Source organism: Staphylococcus saprophyticus subsp. saprophyticus ATCC 15305 = NCTC 7292 (assembly GCF_000010125.1).
GTDB classification, from domain to species: Bacteria; Bacillota; Bacilli; order Staphylococcales; family Staphylococcaceae; genus Staphylococcus; species Staphylococcus saprophyticus.
On the sequence record NC_007350.1, the window covers coordinates 964,578 to 989,361 of the forward strand.

19 protein-coding genes, 26 tRNA genes, 1 rRNA gene and 2 pseudogenes are annotated in these 24,784 nt (G+C 32.7%); 44 read left to right on the forward strand and 4 right to left on the reverse strand.

The genetic code is table 11. The annotated features are described in order from the left end of the window. Positions 1 to 66: 66 nt before the first annotated feature. The 37 genes and pseudogenes from rrf to fumC all read left to right on the forward strand — a co-directional run bounded on the left by rrf (position 67) and on the right by fumC (position 12,582). Positions 67 to 181: ribosomal RNA gene (gene rrf, locus SSP_RS04645) — 5S ribosomal RNA — on the forward strand. Between the two features lie 9 nt (positions 182 to 190). Next, a tRNA-Val gene (locus tag SSP_RS04650) sits at positions 191 to 266 on the forward strand. Between the two features lie 13 nt (positions 267 to 279). Beyond that, a tRNA-Thr gene (locus SSP_RS04655) sits at positions 280 to 355 on the forward strand. A 7-nt stretch (positions 356 to 362) separates the two neighbouring features. Then, positions 363 to 438, forward strand: a tRNA-Lys gene (locus tag SSP_RS04660). Positions 439 to 454: 16 nt separating this feature from the next. Continuing rightward, positions 455 to 536 (forward strand) — tRNA-Leu (locus tag SSP_RS04665). 3 nt (positions 537 to 539) lie between these two features. Continuing rightward, positions 540 to 614, forward strand: a tRNA-Gly gene (locus SSP_RS04670). A 7-nt stretch (positions 615 to 621) separates the two neighbouring features. Then, positions 622 to 707, forward strand: a tRNA-Leu gene (locus SSP_RS04675). Positions 708 to 725: 18 nt separating this feature from the next. Continuing rightward, positions 726 to 799, forward strand: a tRNA-Arg gene (locus SSP_RS04680). 8 nt (positions 800 to 807) lie between these two features. Then, positions 808 to 881, forward strand: a tRNA-Pro gene (locus tag SSP_RS04685). 20 nt (positions 882 to 901) lie between these two features. Next, positions 902 to 977 (forward strand) — tRNA-Ala (locus SSP_RS04690). Positions 978 to 1,002: 25 nt separating this feature from the next. Next, a tRNA-Met gene (locus SSP_RS04695) sits at positions 1,003 to 1,076 on the forward strand. 27 nt (positions 1,077 to 1,103) lie between these two features. Next, positions 1,104 to 1,177: transfer RNA gene (locus tag SSP_RS04700), tRNA-Ile, on the forward strand. A gap of 9 nt (positions 1,178 to 1,186) precedes the next feature. After that, positions 1,187 to 1,279: transfer RNA gene (locus tag SSP_RS04705), tRNA-Ser, on the forward strand. Between the two features lie 44 nt (positions 1,280 to 1,323). Continuing rightward, positions 1,324 to 1,416, forward strand: a tRNA-Ser gene (locus SSP_RS04710). Between the two features lie 13 nt (positions 1,417 to 1,429). After that, a tRNA-Met gene (locus SSP_RS04715) sits at positions 1,430 to 1,503 on the forward strand. A 9-nt stretch (positions 1,504 to 1,512) separates the two neighbouring features. Next, positions 1,513 to 1,588, forward strand: a tRNA-Asp gene (locus tag SSP_RS04720). A gap of 8 nt (positions 1,589 to 1,596) precedes the next feature. Next, a tRNA-Phe gene (locus SSP_RS04725) sits at positions 1,597 to 1,669 on the forward strand. Between the two features lie 12 nt (positions 1,670 to 1,681). Further along, positions 1,682 to 1,757, forward strand: a tRNA-Thr gene (locus SSP_RS04730). An 8-nt stretch (positions 1,758 to 1,765) separates the two neighbouring features. Then, positions 1,766 to 1,849 (forward strand) — tRNA-Tyr (locus SSP_RS04735). 15 nt (positions 1,850 to 1,864) lie between these two features. After that, a tRNA-Trp gene (locus SSP_RS04740) sits at positions 1,865 to 1,938 on the forward strand. 2 nt (positions 1,939 to 1,940) lie between these two features. Next, positions 1,941 to 2,013: transfer RNA gene (locus SSP_RS04745), tRNA-His, on the forward strand. 11 nt (positions 2,014 to 2,024) lie between these two features. Beyond that, positions 2,025 to 2,096: transfer RNA gene (locus tag SSP_RS04750), tRNA-Gln, on the forward strand. 9 nt (positions 2,097 to 2,105) lie between these two features. Beyond that, positions 2,106 to 2,176 (forward strand) — tRNA-Cys (locus SSP_RS04755). Between the two features lie 10 nt (positions 2,177 to 2,186). After that, a tRNA-Gly gene (locus tag SSP_RS12970) sits at positions 2,187 to 2,261 on the forward strand. A 21-nt stretch (positions 2,262 to 2,282) separates the two neighbouring features. Continuing rightward, positions 2,283 to 2,357: transfer RNA gene (locus SSP_RS12975), tRNA-Gly, on the forward strand. Between the two features lie 9 nt (positions 2,358 to 2,366). Next, positions 2,367 to 2,441, forward strand: a tRNA-Gly gene (locus SSP_RS04760). A 212-nt stretch (positions 2,442 to 2,653) separates the two neighbouring features. Then, positions 2,654 to 3,039: pseudogene (panD, locus tag SSP_RS04765) on the forward strand (aspartate 1-decarboxylase). A 299-nt stretch (positions 3,040 to 3,338) separates the two neighbouring features. After that, positions 3,339 to 3,421: transfer RNA gene (locus tag SSP_RS04770), tRNA-Leu, on the forward strand. Between the two features lie 201 nt (positions 3,422 to 3,622). Then, positions 3,623 to 4,690: a PTS transporter subunit IIC gene (locus SSP_RS04775; protein ID WP_011302800.1), complete on the forward strand. Its 1,068-nt coding sequence runs from the start codon at positions 3,623 to 3,625 to the stop codon at positions 4,688 to 4,690. 628 nt (positions 4,691 to 5,318) lie between these two features. Further along, positions 5,319 to 6,781: pseudogene (locus SSP_RS04780) on the forward strand (ABC transporter substrate-binding protein/permease). Beyond that, positions 6,774 to 7,496 (forward strand): amino acid ABC transporter ATP-binding protein, encoded by a 723-nt coding sequence (locus tag SSP_RS04785; protein ID WP_002482873.1) that lies wholly within the window; start codon positions 6,774 to 6,776, stop codon positions 7,494 to 7,496. The pseudogene SSP_RS04780 and the gene SSP_RS04785 overlap by 8 nt, the downstream one beginning before the upstream one ends. A gap of 160 nt (positions 7,497 to 7,656) precedes the next feature. Further along, positions 7,657 to 8,784 carry a tRNA epoxyqueuosine(34) reductase QueG gene (gene queG, locus SSP_RS04790; RefSeq protein ID WP_011302803.1) on the forward strand — a complete coding sequence of 376 codons (1,128 nt, stop codon included), beginning with the start codon at positions 7,657 to 7,659 and terminating at the stop codon, positions 8,782 to 8,784. A 4-nt stretch (positions 8,785 to 8,788) separates the two neighbouring features. Next, on the forward strand, positions 8,789 to 9,259 hold the full coding sequence (trmL, locus tag SSP_RS04795; protein ID WP_002482875.1) for a tRNA (uridine(34)/cytosine(34)/5-carboxymethylaminomethyluridine(34)-2'-O)-methyltransferase TrmL: 471 nt from the start codon (positions 8,789 to 8,791) through the stop codon (positions 9,257 to 9,259). Between the two features lie 180 nt (positions 9,260 to 9,439). Then, on the forward strand, positions 9,440 to 10,039 hold the full coding sequence (locus tag SSP_RS04800) for a 6-phosphogluconolactonase (protein WP_011302804.1): 600 nt from the start codon (positions 9,440 to 9,442) through the stop codon (positions 10,037 to 10,039). 21 nt (positions 10,040 to 10,060) lie between these two features. Then, entirely contained in the window at positions 10,061 to 10,246 is a 186-nt protein-coding gene (locus SSP_RS04805; RefSeq protein ID WP_011302805.1) for an SAS053 family DNA gyrase inhibitor, read from the forward strand. 156 nt (positions 10,247 to 10,402) lie between these two features. Then, positions 10,403 to 10,819, forward strand: coding sequence for a hypothetical protein (locus SSP_RS04810; RefSeq protein WP_011302806.1), 417 nt, complete (start codon positions 10,403 to 10,405; stop codon positions 10,817 to 10,819). A 377-nt stretch (positions 10,820 to 11,196) separates the two neighbouring features. After that, on the forward strand, positions 11,197 to 12,582 hold the full coding sequence (gene fumC / locus SSP_RS04815; protein WP_011302807.1) for a class II fumarate hydratase: 1,386 nt from the start codon (positions 11,197 to 11,199) through the stop codon (positions 12,580 to 12,582). A 202-nt stretch (positions 12,583 to 12,784) separates the two neighbouring features. Here fumC and SSP_RS04820 read toward each other — a convergent pair whose 3' ends face one another. Further along, positions 12,785 to 13,612, reverse strand: a complete 828-nt coding sequence (locus tag SSP_RS04820; RefSeq protein WP_011302808.1) for an RluA family pseudouridine synthase — start codon at positions 13,610 to 13,612, stop codon at positions 12,785 to 12,787. Between the two features lie 184 nt (positions 13,613 to 13,796). On the opposite strand from SSP_RS04820, the gene SSP_RS04825 reads away from it, so the two are divergent. From SSP_RS04825 to SSP_RS04835, 3 genes are all read left to right on the forward strand, one after another. Next, positions 13,797 to 14,912: a GAF domain-containing sensor histidine kinase gene (locus tag SSP_RS04825; protein WP_011302809.1), complete on the forward strand. Its 1,116-nt coding sequence runs from the start codon at positions 13,797 to 13,799 to the stop codon at positions 14,910 to 14,912. 14 nt (positions 14,913 to 14,926) lie between these two features. After that, positions 14,927 to 15,550, forward strand: coding sequence for a response regulator (locus tag SSP_RS04830; RefSeq protein WP_011302810.1), 624 nt, complete (start codon positions 14,927 to 14,929; stop codon positions 15,548 to 15,550). 125 nt (positions 15,551 to 15,675) lie between these two features. After that, a complete protein-coding gene (locus tag SSP_RS04835; RefSeq protein WP_011302811.1) occupies positions 15,676 to 16,965 on the forward strand; it encodes a dicarboxylate/amino acid:cation symporter in 1,290 nt (429 codons plus the stop codon). Between the two features lie 764 nt (positions 16,966 to 17,729). On the opposite strand, the gene SSP_RS04840 is transcribed toward SSP_RS04835, so the two are convergent. The 3 genes from SSP_RS04840 to purU all read right to left on the reverse strand — a co-directional run bounded on the left by SSP_RS04840 (position 17,730) and on the right by purU (position 20,499). After that, a complete protein-coding gene (locus tag SSP_RS04840) occupies positions 17,730 to 18,038 on the reverse strand; it encodes a hypothetical protein (protein ID WP_002482884.1) in 309 nt (102 codons plus the stop codon). 335 nt (positions 18,039 to 18,373) lie between these two features. Beyond that, the gene (locus tag SSP_RS04845) at positions 18,374 to 19,174 is read right to left on the reverse strand and encodes an ABC transporter permease (protein ID WP_011302812.1); all 801 of its coding nucleotides are present in this window, start codon (positions 19,172 to 19,174) and stop codon (positions 18,374 to 18,376) included. Between the two features lie 473 nt (positions 19,175 to 19,647). Then, positions 19,648 to 20,499, reverse strand: coding sequence for a formyltetrahydrofolate deformylase (gene purU / locus SSP_RS04850; protein WP_011302813.1), 852 nt, complete (start codon positions 20,497 to 20,499; stop codon positions 19,648 to 19,650). Positions 20,500 to 20,927: 428 nt separating this feature from the next. Here purU and SSP_RS04855 point away from each other — a divergent pair, with 428 nt between their 5' ends. From SSP_RS04855 to SSP_RS04870, 4 genes are all read left to right on the forward strand, one after another. Next, on the forward strand, positions 20,928 to 21,392 hold the full coding sequence (locus SSP_RS04855) for an XRE family transcriptional regulator XdrA (protein WP_002482887.1): 465 nt from the start codon (positions 20,928 to 20,930) through the stop codon (positions 21,390 to 21,392). Positions 21,393 to 21,639: 247 nt separating this feature from the next. Beyond that, complete coding sequence (locus SSP_RS04860) at positions 21,640 to 22,770, forward strand: DUF445 domain-containing protein (RefSeq protein WP_011302814.1); 1,131 nt, start codon at positions 21,640 to 21,642, stop codon at positions 22,768 to 22,770. Positions 22,771 to 22,838: 68 nt separating this feature from the next. Beyond that, a complete protein-coding gene (locus tag SSP_RS04865; RefSeq protein ID WP_002482889.1) occupies positions 22,839 to 23,183 on the forward strand; it encodes a YlbF/YmcA family competence regulator in 345 nt (114 codons plus the stop codon). Between the two features lie 416 nt (positions 23,184 to 23,599). Beyond that, entirely contained in the window at positions 23,600 to 24,784 is a 1,185-nt protein-coding gene (locus SSP_RS04870; protein ID WP_011302815.1) for a metallophosphoesterase family protein, read from the forward strand.

Here is a 24,784-nt window from a genome sequence, read left to right on the forward strand (position 1 = left end):
TTGTTTGGTTGAATCATATTTTACTTACTATCTAGTTTTGAATGTATAATTTCATACATTTCATTGTCTGGTGACAATGGCAAGGAGGTCACACCTGTTCCCATGCCGAACACAGAAGTTAAGCTCCTTAGCGCCGATGGTAGTCGGACTTACGTTCCGCAAGAGTAGGACGTTGCCAGGCAATTTATATGGAGGATTAGCTCAGCTGGGAGAGCATCTGCCTTACAAGCAGAGGGTCGGCGGTTCGAACCCGTCATCCTCCACCATTTATTTAATTTAGCCGGCCTAGCTCAACTGGTAGAGCAACTGACTTGTAATCAGTAGGTTGGGGGTTCAAGTCCTCTGGCCGGCACCATTTTGATGAGCCATTAGCTCAGTTGGTAGAGCATCTGACTTTTAATCAGAGGGTCAGTGGTTCGAGCCCACTATGGCTCACCATTATCATTTTAATATCGCGGGTGTGGCGGAATTGGCAGACGCACTAGACTTAGGATCTAGCGCCTTACGGCGTGGGGGTTCGACTCCCTTCACCCGCATATGCAGAAGTAGTTCAGCGGTAGAATACGACCTTGCCAAGGTCGGGGTCGCGGGTTCGAATCCCGTCTTCTGCTCCATTATTTTGCCGGGGTGGCGGAACTGGCAGACGCACAGGACTTAAAATCCTGCGATAAGTGATTATCGTACCGGTTCGATTCCGGTCCTCGGCATCATCCTATAAAAATTATGCGCCCATAGCTCAACTGGATAGAGTACTTGACTACGAATCAAGAGGTTATAGGTTCGACCCCTATTGGGCGCACTAATTTACGGGAAGTAGCTCAGCTTGGTAGAGCACTTGGTTTGGGACCAAGGGGTCGCAGGTTCGAATCCTGTCTTCCCGATTCCCTGAAAATTTATATATGGGGGCTTAGCTCAGATGGGAGAGCGCCTGCTTTGCACGCAGGAGGTCAGCGGTTCGATCCCGCTAGTCTCCACCATATTTAATACAAACTAAAATACAACGGCGGTGTAGCTCAGCTGGCTAGAGCGTACGGTTCATACCCGTGAGGTCGGGGGTTCGATCCCCTCCACCGCCACTAATTATTAGTTGTAAATTATATTTAGGACCTTTAGCTCAGTTGGTTAGAGCTAACGGCTCATAACCGTTCGGTCGCAGGTTCGAGTCCTGCAAGGTCCATATAATTTTGGAGGAATACCCAAGTCCGGCTGAAGGGATCGGTCTTGAAAACCGACAGGGGCTTAACGGCCCGCGGGGGTTCGAATCCCTCTTCCTCCGCCATCTTTATAATAATTGAATATAATTTATTTTTAGCTAATATTTGTGGAGGAATACCCAAGTCCGGCTGAAGGGATCGGTCTTGAAAACCGACAGGAGCTTAACGGCTCGCGGGGGTTCGAATCCCTCTTCCTCCGCCATTTATATTATTAACGCGGGATGGAGCAGTTCGGTAGCTCGTCGGGCTCATAACCCGAAGGTCGGTGGTTCAAATCCGCCTCCCGCAATTTTTAAAAGGTCCCGTAGTGTAGCGGTTAACACGCCTGCCTGTCACGCAGGAGATCGTGGGTTCGAATCCCATCGGGACCGCCATTTATTATGGTTCAGTAGCTCAGTTGGTAGAGCAATGGATTGAAGCTCCATGTGTCGGCAGTTCGATTCTGTCCTGAACCATTTTTAATGCAAGCCGGCCTAGCTCAACTGGTAGAGCAACTGACTTGTAATCAGTAGGTTGGGGGTTCAAGTCCTCTGGCCGGCACCATCTTTTTTGGAGGGGTAGCGAAGTGGCTAAACGCGGCGGACTGTAAATCCGCTCCTTCGGGTTCGGCAGTTCGAATCTGCCCCCCTCCACCATTTATTTAATTTAATAGGGGCATATTTCAACGGTAGAATAGAGGTCTCCAAAACCTTTGATGTGGGTTCGATTCCTACTGCCCCTGCCATGGCGGTTGTGGCGAAGTGGTTAACGCATCGGATTGTGGTTCCGACACTCGTGGGTTCGATTCCCATCATCCGCCCTTAGTATTATTGGGCTATAGCCAAGCGGTAAGGCAATGGACTTTGACTCCATCACGCGCTGGTTCGAATCCAGCTAGCCCAGTTTTTTATTGGCGGCATAGCCAAGTGGTAAGGCAGAGGTCTGCAAAACCTTTATCACCGGTTCAAATCCGGTTGCCGCCTTCAACAATATGCGGGAGTAGTTCAACTTTTAGAACACGTTCCTTCCCGGAATGAGGTATAGGTGTAAGTCCTATCTTCCGCTCCATATTAAATTATTATATCCCATGCGGGGGTAGTTCAACTCTTAGAACACGTTCCTTCCCGGAACGAGGTGTAGGTGTAAGTCCTATCCTCCGCTCCATATTATTTTGCGGGAGTAGTTCAACTTTTAGAACACATTCCTTCCCGGAATGAGGTATAGGTGTAAGTCCTATCTTCCGCTCCATTTATTCTTCCATTGAGGAAGTTTTTTTTTACACTTTTTTAAGTATATAAATTTAATAATCACTTTGGATTGTTGTTTATTTATATTGAGGTAAATATTATTTTAACGTCTTAATCAATGTGGTATTATTAAGTGGTTATGTTATATGAAGTAATAATTAATACTTGATTTATGTATAATTAAAAATTTGAACTATAGGAGCTATAATTTCTATGATACGTACAATGATGAATGGAAAAATTCACAGAGCAAGAGTAACAGAATCTAATTTAAACTATGTAGGTAGTATTACGATTGATAAAGATATATTGGAAGCAGTAGATATATTACCCAATGAGAAAGTGGCAATTGTAAATAATAATAATGGTGCACGTTTTGAAACCTATGTTATTGAAGGAGAACGTGGAAGTGGTAAGATATGCTTAAATGGAGCTGCTTCTAGTTAGTAGAAGTAGACGATGTTGTGATTATTATGACATATGTTCAATTAAATGAAACTGAGCTTATAAATCACGTACCTAAAGTAGCTGTAATGAATGAATTTAACCAAATAACACAAATGATTGGTGAAAAGGAAAATGAAATAATTTTAGATTGATTTTTAAGTAAATAGTTAATTTGATCTGTACTTAATAATTTGCTTCTAATTAAAAATGATGAATTTATTTAAATTAAGACGTGGTAATTAGTTTAATTTATTTATAAGGCAAATATATTATGAATAGTGACAATTTATACTTTTTTAGTAAGGTGTTTTTCTTTCAAAAGCTAGTGATTACGCTCTTTATTAAGAAATCTATTGACGACAAAAGTTCTAAGTTATATAATGTATTTATGCTGTTTCGAACATAAACGGTTACTTTTTGTAAAATAAGTGATCGCTCAATTTTTTATTGAGCCGGTGTGGCGGAATTGGCAGACGCGCGGGACTCAAAATCCCGTTCCTTCTTGGAGTGTCGGTTCGATCCCGACCACCGGTATAACTATAGTAATAAACAGACTCTGTTTGTTTTTGAACCTCGTATCTACGAGGTTCTTTTTTTATGTCAAATATACGTTTTGTTTTAAATTTAAAAAAAGAATATAAATCATTGATATTATATTTACCATTATAACTTTATATTGTGGTTTTTAAGAAAGTATAATATTATGAGTCTAATGCTTTATTTGGAGGAAAATGAATGTCTAAGAGTAAAACTAAAAATAATAGTAGTAAACAATTTTTTAGCAACATACTTCAAGCTGTGGGTGCTGGTGTTGTAATTGCATTAATACCGAATGCAATGTTAGGAGAGTTATTAAAATTCTTCAAAGAAGATAATCAATTATTAGAATCAGTGTATCAATTGGTTGTATTAATTCAATCATTTATGGCTTTTATTATTGGAGTATTAGCAGCGCATCAATTTAAATTTAGTGGTGCTGGTGCAACGATGGTTGGCGTTTCTGCAATGCTTGGTAGTGGGGCAGTAAAAATAACATCAAACGGTTTTATGTTAAATGGTATTGGAGATATTATAAATACGATATTAGTAGTCATGGTAGCCTGTTTTTTATATTTAATACTTCAAAACAAATTAGGATCGCTTGAAATGATTATTTTACCGGTAGTGATTCCGGTTGTAAGTGGCATTATAGGTATTTATACACTAGGGTATGTATCGAATGTGACGAAAGGAATTGGACATTTAGTGAGTTCTTTTACAGAACTGAATCCTATGTTGATGTCTATCCTTATCTGTGTTACATATTCTTTATTAATGGTTACACCCATATCTGTGGTAGCAATTGCCACTGCAATTGGTTTGTCTGGTTTAGGAAGTGGTGCAGCTAATATGGGTATTGTAGCAGCTTGTGTAACATTTTTATTCGGTTCAATACGAGTGAATGGTGCAGGTGTCAATCTTGTATTAATTATTGGTGCAGCTAAAATGATGATTCCAGTATACTTTAAACATTTAATCATCGCGGTGCCTTTAGTTATTAATGGTATCATAGGAGGGTTAATTGCTTATTTCATAGGAATTCAAGGGACACCAATGTCTGCTGGTTTTGGTTATACAGGTTTAGTAGGGCCAATAAACGCATTTAATCGGATGGATGGTGATCCAGTAATAAATATTATCCTTTTAATTTTTGGTTATCTTATTATTCCATTTGTAGCAGCATTTTTTGTACATGAATTATGTAAAAAATTCATAGGCAATTATTCAGATGACATATATAGATTTGAAATACCAAAACAATAAAGTGTTTTGAATTTGTGTATGGCAGTTGGTTATCTAAGAAAATGAATATCTATACATTTTCAAGGTATTGTATAGGTGTAGTTAAGTCTAAAAATCTAAAACTTTAAGTTTATTATAGTGTCAATATTATTTTCTATGTCTATATATTTTACTTTAAGGTATGGAGTATAAATTAATGTATATTAACAAGCATGACAGCAACCTGTAATTGATTATGAAGCATAGGGCAGAAATTAAATTTTCTAGTGGGTCTTTTGTAGTTCCACCTATGTAATCAAGGCAGAGATAACTATGATAAAGGTCTGCCTGAGCTAACGTGCATGTATAAGTTTCACTATAATTATATATAAGATTTAGCCTATGCATAAGAACTACTCGTTTCCATAAGAATAGGAAAAATAGTTTCTTTAAAATAAGTAGGCTATACATTTTCAATTTAGTCATTTAGTGCCTAATTGAACAAGAGTCTGAGACATCTAGTTTTGTCCCAGGCTCTCTTTTTTATACTCAAGGGACAGAATTTGAGGTAATTAGCTGTTTATATAAGTTTAAATAGATTCCTAAAATTATATTGAATATTATTTCGTAATTATGTATAATAATGAATTATATAGAAAGGGGTTAGAAAATGAAACACATGATTAAATTGATTATGACTGTTATTTTAATTAGTAGCGGTATATTAACTTACATTAGCCCTGTTGCACATGGAGCGGAACAGGATCAATGGGATAAAATAAAAGCGCGTGGTGAATTACGCGTAGGTTTATCTGCAGATTATGCACCATATGAATTTGAGCATAATGTAAATGGTAAATCGGAATATGCAGGTATCGATATTGACTTAGCTAAAAAATAGCTAAAGATAATCATCTGAAATTAAAAATTGTAAATATGCAATTTGACAGTTTATTGGGAGCAATTAAGACTGGGAAAGTCGATTTAATTATTTCTGGTATGACACCAACACCAGAGCGTGAAAAAGAAGTAGATTTTTCTAACCCATATATGACAGTCCAACAAAAAATGATAATAAAAAAATCAGATGCAGATAATTTAAAAGATATTGATGATTTTGCAAATAAAAAAATAGGTGTTCAAAAACAAACACAACAAGAAAAAATTGCTCAGAGTGAAATTGATAATGCACAGGTACAATCTTTGACTAGAGTTCCAGAAGTAATCATGTCATTAAAGAGTGGTAAGGTAAAAGGAATGGTCATCGAAGGACCAGTAGCTGAAGCTTATTTGAAACAAAATAAAGATTTAACATTTGCTGAAAATGTTAAATTTAATGAAGGTACAAAAAGTACAGCAATAGCTGCTCCGAAACATTCTCCAAAATTAATGGAAAAATTGAATGCATCTATCAAAGATGTTAAAGATAATAATTTAATTAAGGATTATAAAGCTTCTGCGGCAGAAGCAATGAAAAAAGATGACGGTAATTTTTTCACTAAGTATGGTAATTTCTTCTTAAAAGGTATTCAGAACACGATATTAATTTCCATTGTTGGTGTTCTATTAGGGACAGTGTTTGGTGCTGGTATTGCTTTACTTAAGTTAAGCAAAATTAAATTATTAAGTTGGCTTGCTTCAGCTTATATTGAATTCCTAAGAGGGACACCGCTTTTAGTTCAAGTATTCCTTGTTTACTTTGGAACAACAGCAGTTCTTGGATTAAATATATCAGCGCTTATATGCGGTATGATTGCTTTAGTAATTAATTGTTCAGCATATATTGCCGAAATAATAAGAGCAGGTATTAATGCTGTTGATAGTGGACAAACTGAAGCAGCACGTAGTTTAGGTTTAACTTATGGTCAGACAATGAAGTCAGTTATTTTACCGCAAGCTATTAAAAATATTTTACCGGCTTTAGGTAATGAATTTGTAACGGTAATTAAAGAATCGTCAATTGTTTCAGTCATTGGTGTTAGTGAAATAATGTTCAATGCACAAGTTGTACAAGGTGCGTCATTTGATCCATTTACACCATTAATCGTTGCTGCAATACTATACTTTATTCTTACATTCACATTATCTAGAGTGATGTATTACTTTGAAGGGAGAATGAAAGTTAGTGATTAATATTAAAAATTTATATAAATCTTTTGGTAAAAATGAAGTGCTCAAAGGAATTGATTTAACGGTTAATCAAGGTGAAGTCGTCGCAATCATTGGTCCTTCTGGTAGTGGGAAAAGTACATTACTTCGTTGCATGAATTTGTTAGAAACACCGACTAGTGGGGAAGTTATTTTTAAAGAACAACATTTAACTCATAACAGCACTGAGTTAGAAACCTTACGTCAACAAATGGGGATGGTATTTCAAAATTTTAATTTGTTTCCTCATAAAAAGGTCATAGATAATGTTATATTAGCGCCAAGTTTATTGAAAAAAGATAATATCGCTAATTTAAAACAACAGGCGAAATCATTACTTGAAAAGGTTGGATTAGCAGATAAAGCAGACGCTTATCCCTCTCAATTATCTGGTGGACAAAAGCAGAGGGTTGCAATTGCTAGAGCATTGGCAATGAATCCTGAAGTGTTATTATTTGATGAACCAACGTCAGCACTTGATCCTGAAGTTGTTGGTGATGTGCTTAAGGTAATGAAAGATCTAGCAAAAGAAGGTATGACAATGGTCGTTGTCACACATGAAATGAACTTTGCAAGGGATGTAAGTGATAAAGTGGTCTTTATGGCAGATGGCGTGATTGTTGAATCTGGATCGCCAACAGATATTTTTGATCATCAACAACATGAAAGAACTAAAAACTTCTTGAGTAGAGTACTATAAGCTGTTGAAACCAAGCATTTAAAGTTAGATTAATTAATAATCGTAACTTTAGATACTTGGTTTTTAATTTTGTCATGAAAAACTAAAATACGTCATACGCTAAACACTTCGGAATGTGTTAAACTATGGAATGTATGTTTTTAATGTGGGGTGTAATTAAATGGATTTAAACCAATTGAAACAAGATGTCATAGATTATGCTCATACAATTGGTATCGATAGTATTGGTTTTACTACAGCTGATCCTTTTGATGAGTTGAAACAAAAGTTAGCTGACTATCATGCGAAAGGCTATGCATCTGGTTTCGAAGAATCGGATATCGAATTGAGAACTGAACCGAAGTTATCGCTGCCGACAGCTAGATCAATCATTGCAATTGCAGTGGGTTATCCTAATAAATTGAAAGGCGCTCCTAAAAGTGTTCGTGGTGATCGCCGTGGTATGTTTGCACGAGCATCGTGGGGACAAGACTATCATTCGATTATGAGGAAACGCCTAGATAAATTAGGTGCGTATTTAGAAGAAAAAGTACCTGGTGTAGAAATACAATCAATGGTAGATACTGGTGTACTTTCAGATCGCGCAGTTGCTGAACGCGCGGGCTTAGGTTACGTAGGTAGAAACGGTTTTGTTATTAATCCAGAATTAGGTACATGGACATATCTAGGTGAAATGCTTGTAAGTATACCTTTTCCACCAGATGATCCGTTAATCGATAGTTGTGGTGATTGTACCATTTGTGTTGATCGTTGCCCAACTGGAGCACTTGTTGGTGATGGACAATTAAATAGTCAAAAATGTATCAGCTTTTTAACGCAAACTAAAGGGTATTTAGCTGATGAATATCGTTATAAAATTGGTAATCGTTTATATGGTTGTGATACATGTCAGCAAGTTTGTCCAAGAAATAAAGGAATCAATACTCAACATGATGATATCGTATTAGAACCAGAAATTTTGAAACCTAGATTGGTGCCTTTGTTGCAAATGAGTAATAAGGAATTTAAAAACACTTATGGTCATTTAGCAGGTGCATGGAGAGGGAAGAAACCGATACAGCGGAATGCTATCGTCGCATTAGCGCATTTTAAAGATGAAACTGCAATATCAGAATTACAAGAAGTAGCTTTGAATGATCCTAGACCCATGATTCGTGGTACTGCATATTGGGCAATAGGTCAAATTCAAGGTGAAGCGGCAAGGCCTTTTATAGAACAACATTATAATGATGAAATAGAAGAAGTCCAAGTAGAAATGATAAAAGGACTTGAAATGAGGAGCGAATAAAAGCATGACAAACCATATAGTATTATTTCAGCCACAAATACCTGGTAATACAGGCAGTATTGCTAGAACATGCGCTGGTACATATACACATTTACATTTAATTAAGCCATTAGGTTTTAGTACAGATGATAAAATGTTAAAACGTGCAGGCTTAGATTATTGGGAATCTGTGAACATTACCTATTATGAAAACATTGAATCATTTTTTGAAAACACAGATGGTACATACTATTTGTTGACTAAATTTGGTAAAAAGACGTATTCAGATTTTGATTTCACAGATACAGAACATGACCACTTTTTCATATTTGGACGAGAAACAACTGGATTACCTGATTGGGTAAAAGATGCTTATGCTGAAACTGCCTTAAGAATACCAATGAATGATAATATTAGATCATTAAATCTATCTAATACAGCTTCATTACTTATATACGAAGCTTTAAGACAACAAAGTTTCCCTGGGTTACATTAATTGTTTAAAATGAATGAAATTATAGTTAAAGCTTTGTATAATGAAGTTAAGCCTAAATATAATTTAAATCAGAAGAATCATAAGTTAAATTAAGTAAATAGTTTATGGTTACTGTAACAAGGGTAATAATAAAAATAATGCTAGAACGCGTCTTAATAGACAAAGAGGAGTGTAATTACTATGGCAATGAACTTTAAAGTTTTAGAAAATGAACAAGTTGTAGCGGAATATGCTGCAGATATCTTAAGAAAACAATTTAACAACAATCCAACAACAATTGCTGGCGTACACCTTTCAAGTGACAATGCACCAGTATTGGATGAATTAAAGAAAAATGTTGATAAACATGCAGTAGATTTTAGTCAAATTAATATTCTGGATTATGATAACAATAAATCATACTTTGAAGCACTTGGTGTTCCAGAAGGCCAAATCTTCAATGTTTCATTTGGTGAAGATACGGAATCATTTATTAAAGATAAAATCAAAACTAAAGAAAATAAAGGGAAATTGATTACACAAGTACTTTCTATTGATACAAATGGTAAATTAGATGTAAGTGTGAATCAAGGTTTATTCTCGGCACGTGAAGTTATTTTAATTATTACAGGTAGCGATAAAAAAGAAGTCGTTCATAAACTTTATGAAGAAAATGGTAAAACAAGTTTTGAACCTTCAGATTTAAAAGCGCACCGTATGGTTAATGTTATTTTAGATGAAGCGGCTGCTGAAGGTTTACCAGAAGATGTTAGACATTATTTCACTGCACGTTTTGCATAATTTATATGTGAGGTGATTGCAATGAGTTTAGATAAAAATCAAAATAATCTACATCGTGATGAATTAGAGTCAGAAAACGCGATGGTTGATGATTTAGAGGATGTCGTAGAATTAGGAAAAGAAATGGAACAAATCTCTGAAGAAAATGATGAAGATAAATTAGATAAATCACATGACCCAGCAGTACGTTCCGATTTAAATGAATAGTTTAAGCCACCTTTGTGAATTATTATGGTTCACAAAGGTTTTTTGTGTAATTGTGATGACGATTATTTTCGAAGTCATGTGGTAAAAAAAGAAATGCCATGTTAAATGTGAATGTGTTATTATTAAAGCATTATTGATTTAAGGAGAATTATATAAATGTTAAGCAAATATTGGAAATATATCATGATAAGTGCTGTTATTGTAAATTTAATTTCTATAAAAGGTTTTCCAATGGCAATTGGAGCGCTTTATTTACCAGTATTATTCAAAATTATTAAATTACAAATTAATTTATCACAAGGTTTAGTAGATCAAGTGAATGCATCAACTTTTGTAAAAAGTAATCAAACAGGCGTCATTATTAGTGTGTTATGTTGTATTGTTATAACTGTATTATTATTTAAGCCTTTAGGTAGCTTTTATGATAATTTAGATGGTTTCCTAGGATTATTAATAACAATTAGTCCAGTTACATTAGTGATAGGTGCGATCTTATTAATTTTAACTGCAGTTGGCGTGATTCAAGCGGCAAAAAATCAATTTAAAAGTGTTAATATCACTAAAGAGCGTTAAGACAATTTTTAATAATAGAGCTTTTAAGATTAATAAAATGTACGTCACTATGTTCATTCATCTAATATAAAAATTTTAATTGTATTTCCAATTATCGCGTCTGAGACAAAGTAGATGTCTCAGACGCTTTTTTTCATTTAGGCAGTAGATGACTGAATTGAAAAGGTAAAATCTCACTTATTTAAACAAACGATTAAAAAATTTGATTACTCTCCTGCTACCTTTTCATATAAAAGAAAAAATATCAATGTGTTGTTGTTTATGTATTTTAAAATTATCAATTGAATTATGAAAACGCTATATAATACGATTGCTCCTATAAAATGTTTAATGCTATACTAATAGCGAACAATGAATAATGAAGGGGAGAATTATAAATGTCAGTAAGAATAGAACATGATACATTCGGTGAAATTGAAGTACCTGCAGATAAATACTGGGGTGCACAAACAGAAAGAAGTAAACGTAATTTTCCAGTGGGTAAAGAACGTATGCCAATTGAAGTTGTATACGGATTTGCGCAATTAAAAAGAGGGGCAGCATTAGCTAATCATGCATTAGGTAAATTATCAGATGCCAAAAAAGATGCGATTGTCTATGCATGTGACCGCGTATTAAATAAAGAATTAGATGAACATTTCCCACTTGTTGTTTGGCAAACAGGGAGTGGTACACAAAGTAATATGAATGTAAACGAAGTTGTAAGTTATGTTGCCAATACTTACTTAAAAGAGCAAGGTATCGATGAGTCTATTCATCCTAATGATGATGTAAATAAATCTCAAAGTTCTAATGATACATTCCCAACAGCAATGCATGTTGCATTATACAATGAAGTTGAAACAAAATTAGAACCTGCATTAAAAACACTGAGAGATACGTTTAAACAAAAAGAAGAACAATATCACGATATTATTAAAATTGGGCGTACGCATCTACAAGATGCTACACCGATTCGACTAGGTCAAGAAATTAGTGGTTGGCGTTATATGTTAGATAAATGTGAAACGTTGTTAAGTGAATCAAAAGCGCATATTTTAAACTTAGCTATTGGTGGTACTGCAGTAGGTACAGGAATTAATGCACATCCAGAGTTTGGTGACAAAGTAGCTAAATTTATAGCTGAAAATACAGGCTATCCTTTTGTATCATCTGAAAATAAATTCCATGCATTAACAGCACATGACGAAGTTGTACAATTGCATGGTACACTTAAAGCACTTGCAACAGATCTAATGAAAATTGCCAATGATGTAAGATGGTTAGCTTCAGGACCTCGTGCGGGTCTTGCTGAGATTTCCATACCAGAGAATGAACCTGGTTCATCTATCATGCCTGGTAAGGTTAATCCAACGCAATGTGAAATGTTAACTATGGTTGCAGTTCAAGTAATGGGTAATGATACAGCAGTTGGTATTGCAAGTTCACAAGGTAACTTTGAACTCAATGTATACAAACCAGTTATTTTATTAAATACCTTGCAGTCAATTTATTTATTAGCAGATGGTATGGACACATTTAATAATAACTGTGCAGTTGGTATTGAGCCAATTCCAGAGAATATTGATAATTATTTAAACCAATCATTAATGCTCGTAACTGCTTTGAATCCACACATTGGATATGAAAAAGCAGCTAGTATCGCTAAAAAAGCTCACCGTGAAGGGCTTACTTTAAAAGAATCAGCAATTGATTCAGGGTATGTTACAGAAGAACAATTCGAACAATGGATTAAACCAGAAGATATGGTTGAACCTAAATAAAACTCCATAGAGCACTGAAAATACAAATATTTAAATTAAGAGAGCTAATCCTATCATATGGATTAGCTCTTTTTGTTTTATACTTTAATGCGTTGAACGTTAGCAATTGACTACAGAATAATCAAATGCAACAGTTTTTTTACACTTAATAGTATGCTAGCTTATTTTAATAGAGATAAGGTATTGCAATTATTTTATATGATTAAACTTCATCGTCTAAACTTACAGTTATACTTTCTTGTGTGAGTGGATGAATAAATTCTATTTTGTGACTATTTAATTCTAATTTTCTTAACGTAGAGTTACCATATAATGGATCACCAATAACTGGGTGACCAATTTCTGCTAAGTGTACACGAATTTGATGCGTTCTACCGGTATCTAATTTTATTTCTAATTCACAGACGTCTTCTTTAATCATTTTTGAATTTAAAATATGTGTGATTGCAGATTGACCTGTAGAAGAGACACGACGTTTATTAGAATGAAATTTATCTTTACCAATAGGCATATCGATAGTCTGAGGTTTGATAGGTAATAAACTATGTACATTTGCTTTATATATACGGTCTATTTTATTTTCCTCTAGCATACGGTCTAAGATTTTTTTCATTAGTGGGTTTTTTGCGACGATTAATAAACCAACTGTTTCTTGGTCTAATCGGTGAATAGGTTCTACATAATCACTTTTTATTGTATAAATGACATGGTTCATTAATGTATTACTTTCTTTTAAATCATTTGGATGTGTTTTCACACCTTTTGGTTTCATGACAATTGCTATGTCATCATCTTCATAATAAATTTGAGCGAAGCGGTAACTAGGTAAGTAATTACTCACTTCATCTGGTGTTGGAATATAAACATTATCGCCAGTATTTACTTTAGTCGTGAGCGTTCCAGGCGATTCGTTAATGGTAATTGCTTTCGACATATTTAAAGTGTGTAAATCTTTTTTTGGTAAGTGCAATTGTTGAAAAATTTCTCTTAATGTTAATTGATTATATTTATTAGGGATTTCAAATTTCATAGTATCCTCCTTGATTATCAACTATTATCATACCATAAAGAAAGTATTAAAAATATTAGTCAAATGAATTCTATATTTAAAATTTAAATGAATGCATTTATTAATGTTGTAGAAGCAACATTTTAAAATTTAACATGAAGAAGGTATAATATATATTAAAGTAGTAACGGAATGGAATGGTTAAATGGAAAAACCGACAAGACTTGCATTACTTAAAGAAATAGCTGAATTTTTAAATGAAGAAACAGAAACATACAGCATGATGGATGGCGCGTTGAGATATCTTATAGAAGGAACGGATTTTACTACTGGATGGATTTTCTTTATAGATGATGTAGGGCAACATGAATTAGTCTCGCATTTTGAGCTTCCAGGAGCGTTAGCCAAAGACAATTGTAAATACATGTGTGAAGGCACGTGTTGGTGTGTTCAAGCATATCAAAATAAAAAGTTAACTAAGGCATCAAATATTATAAATTGCTCTCGCATTAATTTAGCTAATCGTGCACATCATGCTGAAACAAATGGTATTACACATCATGCAACGGTGCCATTACGTTCAGGAGAAGAACAGTTTGGATTATTAAATGTGGCGACACCTTATAAAACAAGCTACAGTGAAGAGGACTTAGAATTACTAGAGTCAGTTGCTTTTCAAATAGGTTCTGCTATCAAACGAATTATTCTCACAAATAAAGAAAAAGAAGCTGCTCGTATCAGTGAAAGAAATCGATTAGCTCGAGATTTACATGATTCAGTGAATCAATTATTATTTTCTGTGAAACTGACTGCACATGCTGCCCAGGGTATTACGAAAGAGGAAGTATCACGGAATGCTTTTAATGTAATAGAAGATACAAGTCAACAAGCCGTGAATGAGATGCGGTCATTGATCTGGCAACTTAAACCTGTTGGATTAGAACAAGGATTAGTAAATGCATTAAATAACTATAGTGATATTTTACAAATTGAGTTAAGTGTAAAAGTTGAAGGTTTGATTAATTTACCAAGCTTAATAGAAGAAAATGTCTACCGTATTATCCAAGAAGCTATGAATAATACTAAGAAACATGCGAATACAAATGAGATTAATGTGAAATTGACGCAAAATCATCAATCTTTAATCGTGGAAATTAAAGATTTTGGTAAAGGTTTTAATATGAATCAATCAAATTTTAATTATTCACATGGAATCAATAATATGAGACAACGTGCGAAAGCGATAAATGGTAATTTAGATATTGAATCAATTGAAAACAAGGGTACTAAAATATATATAAGCGTGCCGTTGTCGTTATAGGAAGGAAGAAAGTTATGAGTCGAATTATACTTGTAGATGATCATCATATTGTTAGGCAAGGATTAGAATTTTTATTATCAACGGTAGAAGATTTAGAGGTTATAGGTGGATTTTCAGATGGTCAAACCTTTTTAGATTATCTAGAAAACAACACGTTACCCGATATTGTATTATTAGATTTAGTAATGCCAGAAATGAATGGTATTGAAATTACAGAATGGATGAAGAAAAAATATCCAAATGTAAAAATATTAGTGTTAACAAGTTATATTGATGATGAACATGTTATTTCTGCAATTGATAAAGGTGCAGATGGTTATGAGATGAAAGATGTAGAGCCTGAGCAATTAATAAAAACAATAAAACATGTTCTTGCAGGAGAAAAAATTATTCATCCTCAAGCACAACATGTCATTGAAACAGTAAGTAAAAAGCCACATTATGCAAACAAGCTTTCAAAAAGGGAATCAGAAGTACTTACGGAAATGGCAAAAGGTAAAACAAATAAAGAAATTGCAGAAACACTTTTTGTATCAGAGAAAACAATTAAAACGCATGTTAGCCATATATTTAGTAAACTTCAAGTAACGGATCGTACACAGGCGGCAATTTATGCTATGCAAAACAATTTAATATAGTGTGTAATAAAACGATCATAAATAATGTCATGGCATGGTAATATATCTATTTTGGTGAATTCTTACTTTAATTTATATAAAAATACTATATAATAAATAGTAATAACTAAAAGGGGGATATTGCTATGAAAACGAAGCATCTTTCATTAAAGATCGTCATAGCGTTAGTATTAGGTATTGCAATTGGTTCTATCTTTAATGTATTTTCGAATACAGCTTTTGTAGAAAACGTAGATAAATACCTATTTAATGTTATCGGACAAATCTTTCTGAATTTAATCTTTATGTTAGTAGTGCCAGTTGTTTTTGTTTCCATCGTCTTAGGGGTAGTCGGTGTAGGTGATCCAAAATTATTAGGGGGCATAGGTATAAAAACGATTACCTTCTTTTTAACAACGACAGCGATTGCAATTATCATTGGTATTACATTGGCTTTAGTATTACAACCCGGTGCTGGAAAATCAGAACTATTAAATAGTGATGATGTATCCAGTTATCAACAAACATTAGAGAAAGAAGACAGTTCACAAGATTCAGCCGCCAAACAAACATTTGATCAAACTTTAATTAATTTATTTCCTAAAAATCCATTGCAAGCCATGACGGATGAAAATATGTTGCAAATTATTTCATTTGCTATTTTCATTGGTGTAGGTATTATCATGGTGGGTTCAAAGGCACAAATGGTTCATAAATTTTTAGAACAAACCAATGATGTACTCATGTATATTGTAACAATGATTATGAGTGTCTTTGCACCAATTGGTACATTTGGTCTTGTAGCACATGCCTTTACTGGTGCTGGATTTGGGGCAATCCAGCAATTAGGTATGTATTTCTTTATTGTCTTACTGGGGTTAGGGATTCATTTCTTTGTGGTATATGGTGCTGCCGTTAAATTTATGGCAAAATCAAGTCCATTAAAGTTTTTCAAAGACTTTATTCCAGCTATCACATTAGGTTTTAGTGCTTCAAGTTCTACGGCTACTTTACCTGTATCATTAGAATGCACGAAAAAAATGGGGGTTAGACGGGAAATTGCTTCATTTGTTCAACCCTTAGGCGCAACGATTAACATGGATGGTACTGCCATAATGCAAGGTGTTGCAACGATATTTATCGCTCAAATTTCTGGCGTGACTTTATCTGTTTCGCAAATTATAACAGTTGTCGTTATAGCAGTTGTGGCATCTATTGGTACAGCTGGGGTTCCTGGCGTAGGATTGATTATGCTCGCAATGGTATTAAATGCAGTAGGACTAGATCCAGCAGCCATCGGTATTATTTTAGGAATTGATAGATTACTTGATATGACAAGAACATCAGGCAATATAACAGGCGACGCAGCATGTGCTTTAGTTATTTCAAATGCTGAAGAAAGAAAGTTAGCAAAAGAACGTACACTTAATGAATAAATATAGATTAATAAAGGGTAGGGCATAGAAATCAAATTTTCTAATATAGATTACGTCGTCCTACCTATGCAATCAAGGCAAAGATGACTAGAATAAAGCTTTACCTGAGCTAACGTGCATACATAAGTCTCACTAGCATTTTTATGTGGCATATCTAAGCTTTAGCTTATGCAAAAGAACGATTTGTTTCTATAAAAATGGAAAAATAGTTTTTATAAATAAGTGAGTCTTTATATTTTCAACTCAATCATCTACTGCCTAATTGAAAAAGTCTGAGACATCTATTTTGTCTCAGACTTTTTAATGCGTACTGATATGCTTTAATAGGTTCGTATTTTTAATAATCATAAACACTGAAACACGGATATCATCAAATTAGAAGTGATTTGCATCATATGTTATCTTGTGATTGAACTAAATTTGAAGGAGAACTATGCATATGAATAAAAATAAATTATATGTACTGATTGTCTTAGCAATTTGTTTAATAATAACGGTGATATGCACATACTTTTTATAAAGAGAGGTCATTATTCAGTATTCATAACATTATCTATACCTTTAATCATTTTAATTATTGATTATTTCTTTGGCAGAAAAGATGATAAAGATAAGTAGTGACAGCCGATTAAATTAGATGCAATATATGTGCAATAACATAAGTAAGTTGCACGTTTGATAGGCAAATTTAATTGATAATCAGTTGTCTGTTACAAACATTTTTTTAGTAACTTATATTAAAAATGATGAAGGCTAAATGGGTATTATGTAATAGCATGATACAGTTCTACAAATTTTTTTGCATCTTTACGATGGACTTGATCAAATATCCATGTTTCACCATCATGGTCCATTATTGTAATTCTAAAAGGTGAAAGTGAGAAACCTGTCTTCAAGCTTTTGATATCTGTAAATAAAAATGTCTCCTTAATATTTCCAATTTGCATTGTCTCTAGAGATTTAAAGATGATACGATCATCTAGCAAAATGAGTTGCCCTGAAACAGTTTGTAATTGAAAAAATTTTAACGAAGCACTTATAGCAATGACGGGATGATTGATATCTACTTGCATAATTAATTCCCCAATCTAAAGTTTATTTGTCATATATTGACAAAACATTTACTTATAAATTATTTTAATTGAGTATAACATGAGAATAGTCTATTACAAATTACATATATGAAATGTCGGATAATGGTGGAGTTTCAATAATGATTACATCGTTTAGCTAAGGGCGGTTAAATTGAGAAGTGGAAAATAATGTACATTTAAGCTAATGCACATGTATAAAGCCGCGGATACACTTTATATAGAATACAAAAGCTAGAGCTTATGTATAGGAATGCCTTATTTTCATAAAATGAAAAAGTAGTTCTATCAATGTAAGGGGGCTTTATTATGATAAATTACATAAAATCAGCAAAATGATCTCTATAACGCATGTGCACGACAGCTCCTACGATAAAAAGAAACAAGACAAGTACAAAATTATAAACAGTTAAATGCCAATGATTAATAAAATACCATTCTTTGTGCAATAGGGCGGCTCGGTATCCTTCAGCTAAAAAATAAATCGGGTTTAATTTCATGACTGTTACCACAATTTCATTTTTAGGTGCGTATAATATGGAAGATACAAAAAATATGATTCTCATTAACGATTGAATAACCATTTGCGTATCACGAACCAATACGGCCAAAGTTGATGTTAATATTGAGATAATAGTCGTTAATATTAAGGCATAAGGTACATAAATTAATAATTGTAATGAATAAATAGAAGGGTGATATCCACCCGAAAAGCAAATGATTAACACAATCAACAATAAGCCGAGATGTCCATAAAATCTACTAAATACAATGTAACTAGGTGTGACAGATAATGGAAATTTCATTTTTGCAACTTGATTGTATTTTGATACAATCGCTTTTGTACCCTCTAAAACACCTTGATTTACAAAAAACCACATACTTATACCTACAATAAGCCAATAAATAAAAGGTATCCCATCATGAGTAGCATTATTCCGTAAACCTAGACCAAATACAAACCAATATACTGCAATTTGTAATGCTGGATTAATGATTTCCCAAGCTACACCTAAATAGTTGTTATGGTTAGAAATTCGTAATTGGAAATCTGCTAGTCTTTTAATTAAATACAGGTTCGTCAACTGTTCCTTTAATATAAACCATACTGAATTCATTTGAACATATCACGCTTTCATATTTAGTTTTTATTAATATTAGTGAAAATAATTATACATTATATTTGGAATGTAAGTAAATGAATTATCATGTGATACATAGAATATTTTGAGTCATATGATAGGGAGAATAAAAATAGATTATTGAATAGTGCGATTAGATCATTGCTTTCCAATATACTGGTATTTCGAGTCTATTAAATTTAAAAAAATTAATGAAATCGCATAATCATTTTATAATCGTCAGATTCTGTTGTATAACAGAATTGAACGATATATAAGTAAATTAAAGAAGTATATTACAGGAGTAAGTGGAACTATATATAAATAATAAAGTTATCTGAAGTCAATACAATGAGTTTCAGATAACTTTAAATGTATCTATTTATAATAGTATGTTTTAGAAAATATATAATTCTTAAAAATTTTGTTTTTTATCTCTGAAACAGTGATTAGTACACAAAAAATATTTGTTAATTAAAGACAATCGTCTTATTTCCATCATTTACAATAATTTTATGTTGTACGTGATATTCGACTGCTTGTGCTAGCACGGTTGATTCAACGTGACGTCCTATTTTTCTTAAATCTTGAACACTGTAGCGATGATTTATGCGTGTGACATCCTGTTCGATAATTGGGCCTTCATCTAAATCCGACGTAACATAATGACTTGTAGCGCCTACAAGTTTAACACCGCGTTCCCAAGCTTGTTTATAAGGATTTGCACCGATAAATGATGGCAAGAATGAATGATGAATATTTATAATTTGGTTTGGATAATGACTTACAAAATGATCAGTTAAAATTTGCATATATTTTGCTAGTACAATGAGATCGATTTCGTGATGGCTACAAATATTAAGTATCTCTTGCTCTACTTCTTGTTTCTCTTTATTATTTGGCACATAATAAAATGGAATAGACAAAGATTCAGCAAAATGTCTGTTTGTTTCATGGTTACTTACGACACATACAATTTCTGCAGGCAATTCACCTCGTTGTACTCTTAATAGCACTTCGTTAAATGCGTGATCTTCTTTAGAAACAAATAATGCGATTTTCGTTTTATCATTATTATCGAAAAGTTCAAATTTTATATCGTATTGATTTAAAGTCGATTCTAATGCTTCTTTAAGTTCTGTAACTTGTTCAAATTCTAAGCGTAAAAATAATTTACCATTTTCAGATTGGTTGCTTTCATACTCTGTAAAATGATCTAAATGTAAAATATTAGATCCATGATCCGCAATAATCGTTGTAATTAATGACGTTAAACCTACGCTGTCTGTACATCTAGCTAGTAATATATATGTATTTTTCATATTAAGCACCTCAAAATTTTAAAAGTAACTCAGATTATAATGAAAATTTTGAATAATGTAAACAAAAGCTATCATTTAAATTAATTTAGAGAAATTTGTAGTTTATCTATGCGTAAACAAGAAAAATGGTCTATAATAATAAATAGTGTTTTTATCTTAAAAGAGTAATAAGTAATTTGAGTTGATAACACATTTCACAATAATAATACGCTTACAAACAAAGTGATTTTTGTTTTTAAAATATTATAAGATATAAGATTGATTATTTTGATAATTGCGCCAATGATAATTAACAATGAAAATTTCATTTCACTCTTTTATTTTCCTAAAAATTGTATTATGATGTAATTTGTGTTTCAAGAAGCGTGTATTATTGCAATTTCTTGTGTCCGGATAAAATATTCTTTTATGAAAGGTAGATTAAAGTAATGGATAGACAGAGTTTCACAGATTTAATTCAAACAAAATTTAAAATGGTACGTATTGAAGCAGGTTATACGCAAGATACGATGGCCCAAACAATAGGTCTTTCTAAAAAGACATTGGTACAAATAGAAAAAGAGAGAGTATTACCTAACTGGACAACATGTGTGTCAATTTGTGCATTATTTAGAGATTCAGATGTGTTAAATAGTACATTTGGATGTGATCCTCTAGAAATGGTACAAACGATTTCTCGTAATCATTGTGCATATCCTAACCATTCTACAACAAGTGATATCTATTGGAACACTGTTGATAGTCGTAATGGCTTCATCTTACAAAGTAACAAAGTGAGTGATATCTATCGTGTGCTAAATCAAGAGACACAGCCGATATTTGGTACTTCAAAATTAAGAGAAGCTGAAACTTATTTTGGTAGAATTTCTAAAGAAGAATTAATGCACGTATAATATTAATTCAATTAGTGATAGAAGAATCATTATTTATATAATTATCAGTCATGGGAAGTGATATTATATATGAATGATTTAGTCACTCTACCTCTACTTGACCTAAACATAGATTTAGGTCTTTTTTTATTTTATAAGTAAAATGTTGGAATGTTTTTCTACACAATGAATCGTTATATGTTATACAATGTAAAAATGATTATAAGAAAATTTGAAATTTATTTAAGCAAACAAAGGAGTCATACACATGCAGACATTTTTAGTTATCATCTTTATGATGGTTATAGGCGCACTGATTGGTGGGGTAACCAATGTCATTGCTGTTAAAATGTTGTTTCACCCGTTTAAAACATATTATATTTTCAAAAAGAGAGTGCCTTTCACTCCTGGATTAATACCTAATAGAAGAAAAGAAATTGCGGATAAAATTGGTCAAGTCGTTGAAGAACACTTACTTACAGAAGAAGTTATTCAAGCTAAGTTAAATGCACCAACTTCTAGAGATGCAATTGAAGAGATTATATTTAAGCAAATCGCTAAATTGAAAGAGAATCATACGACAATACAATCATTAGCAGACATTGTAGATATTGATTTTTCTAAAACAGCAAATCAAAAATTAGATGAATTAATTTCAGATAAAATGGATAACTTTTATTTAGATTATCAAAATACGCCAATCCAGCAACTTATTCCTAATGACATTGAAAGTAGTATAGATGATAAAGTTGCGCTACTTCCTGAGTTGTTATTTGATAGAGCACGCGTATACTTGAAATCAGAAAAAGGTGGGGCAGATATTGCTTCTATGTTAGATACATTCTTCAACGAAAAAGGAAAAATTGTTGGTATGTTACAAATGTTCATGACAAAAGAAAGCATTGCAGAGCGAATACAGCATGAACTCATTAGATTAACGAGTCATCCTAAAGCAAAAGCAATTGCTACGCAGATTATTGAAAATGAATATGCAACAATGAAATCGAAACAGTTGAATGAATTGATAAATGAAACGCAATATCAAGCTTTTAAAACATCAGTGACAGAATTAGCATTAAGATATGTGGACTTAGAACAAACTTCACATAAACCATTGCATACCATTATGCCACGCTTTATTTCATTCTTAGAAACAAAAGTATCTAAGACGTTAACCGATGTAATTATTGATAATGCGTCAAAACATCTATCTCCAATTATGAAAAAAATAAACTTGAGACAAATGGTAGAAGAACAAATTAATACATTTGATTTAGCTTATATTGAAAAATTAATCATTGATATCGCTAATAAAGAATTGAAATTAATCATGTTTTTGGGATTTTTACTCGGTGGCATAATCGGTTTATTCCAAGGTGTAATTGCAATTTTTGTATAACATATTAAATTATGTTATTGTAATATCGATGTGGTTTTCACACATATACAAAAAAGGAGTGAAGCATAGTGGCAGTAAATTTATACGATCATGCAAATCAATTAGAACAAGCATTAAGAGAAAGTGATGAATATCAAGCTATTCAAAATGCTTATGCAAAAGTTAAAGAAAATCAAGAATCAAAAGATTTATTTGATGAATTCCGTGAAACACAATTAAGTTTCCAACAAAAACAAATGCAAGGTGAAGAAATCGGTGAAGAAGAGCTACAAAAAGCACAAGAACAAGCTCAAAAAATCGAGAATGATTCAAACATTTCTGAATTAATGGCTGCTGAACAAAATATGAGCCAAGTATTCCAAGAAATCAACCAAATCATTGTTAAACCTTTAGATGAAATTTACGCTGACTAATTTTTAGTTGAATGTAAATGAATATTATTTAAATAATATAGTCGGTTAAAGAATAAAACAGTAATCCTATCTTTTATAAATTTGATTTTGTAGTAGTTCAATACCGATGCGACCTATATGGTTAAATAGATCGAGACATATATTTGTCTTGGTCTATTTTTTTGTGAATATATAGATTGATTATATTTTGGCTACTGATTGAAAGGGATTTTTACTAATAAGGTAGATATTAGAGAAACAAAGTGATTGCTCGCTTAGTTTTATCGACTGGTGAATAAACAATATGGTAAAATATAGAGATAAAAGGGATTGTTATGCATACAATTTAACAAGTGACAGAAATAACTTAGATGTTAATTAATTGTGGTATATGCATAAGTACAAATAAACCTTTCAATAAAGGAGAACTATACTGTATGGTGAAATTTATTCATTGCGCTGACTTACACTTAGATAGTCCTTTTAAATCTAGAAGTTATCTTAGTCAGTCTATTTTTGATGATATGCAAAAAAGTGCTTACGAAAGTTTTAAAAAAATAGTAGATTTAGCATTAAATGAAGAAATAGATTTTATGATTATTTCTGGTGATTTATTTGATCAACATAACCGCACGCTACGTGCAGAGGTGTTCTTAAAGGAACAGTTTGAACGATTAAAGAGAGAACAAATATTTGTTTATTTATGTCACGGGAATCATGATCCATTATCAGCAAGTATTGGCACAGTATGGCCAGATAATGTTTCCGTTTTCTCTGAAAATGTTGAAACTTATCAAACAATCACTAAAAATGGCGAAGAGATTTATTTGCATGGTTTTAGTTATCAAAATGATGCAAGTTATGAAAATAAATTAGATGCATATCCTTCAAGTCAAGGTCAAAAAGGCATACATATTGGTATCTTGCATGGTACATATAGCAAATCAAATACCAATGATCGATATACTGAATTCAGACTAGAAGACTTAAATAATAAGTTATATCACTATTGGGCTTTAGGCCACATTCATGAGCGTCAACAACTGAGTGATATGCCACAAATTCATTATCCTGGTAACATTCAAGGCAGACATTTTAAAGAGCTGGGTGAAAAAGGATGCTTGTTAGTTGAAGGGGACGATTTAAAACTCAACGCGCAATTTGTTCCTACTCAATTTATAAGATTTGAAAAAGCAACTATAGAATCGGATAAAACATCGAAGCAAGGTCTTTTTGATGACATTCAATCTTTTAAATCACAAGTGAGAAAAAATGGAAAAGCCATCTATCAATTGAAAGTTGTTGTAAATTCAGATCAATTGATATCTGAACAAGATATTTTGCAAGTACATGAAATGATAAGTGATTTTGAAGAAAATGAGCATGATTTTGTATTTGTAGAACAACTCTCAATTAAAAACAAATATGAAGATCAAAATACATTAGTTAAAGAATTCTCGCCTGAATTAATAGATGATACAACTGTTTATGACGGTGCTATGAATGATTTGTATTTAAATCCCAAAGCGTCTAAATATCTAGAAAATTATAGTGATTTCGATAGAAGAGCATTAATTGAACATGCTGAAGAATTATTGAAGTCAGATATGAGGGGTGAATAA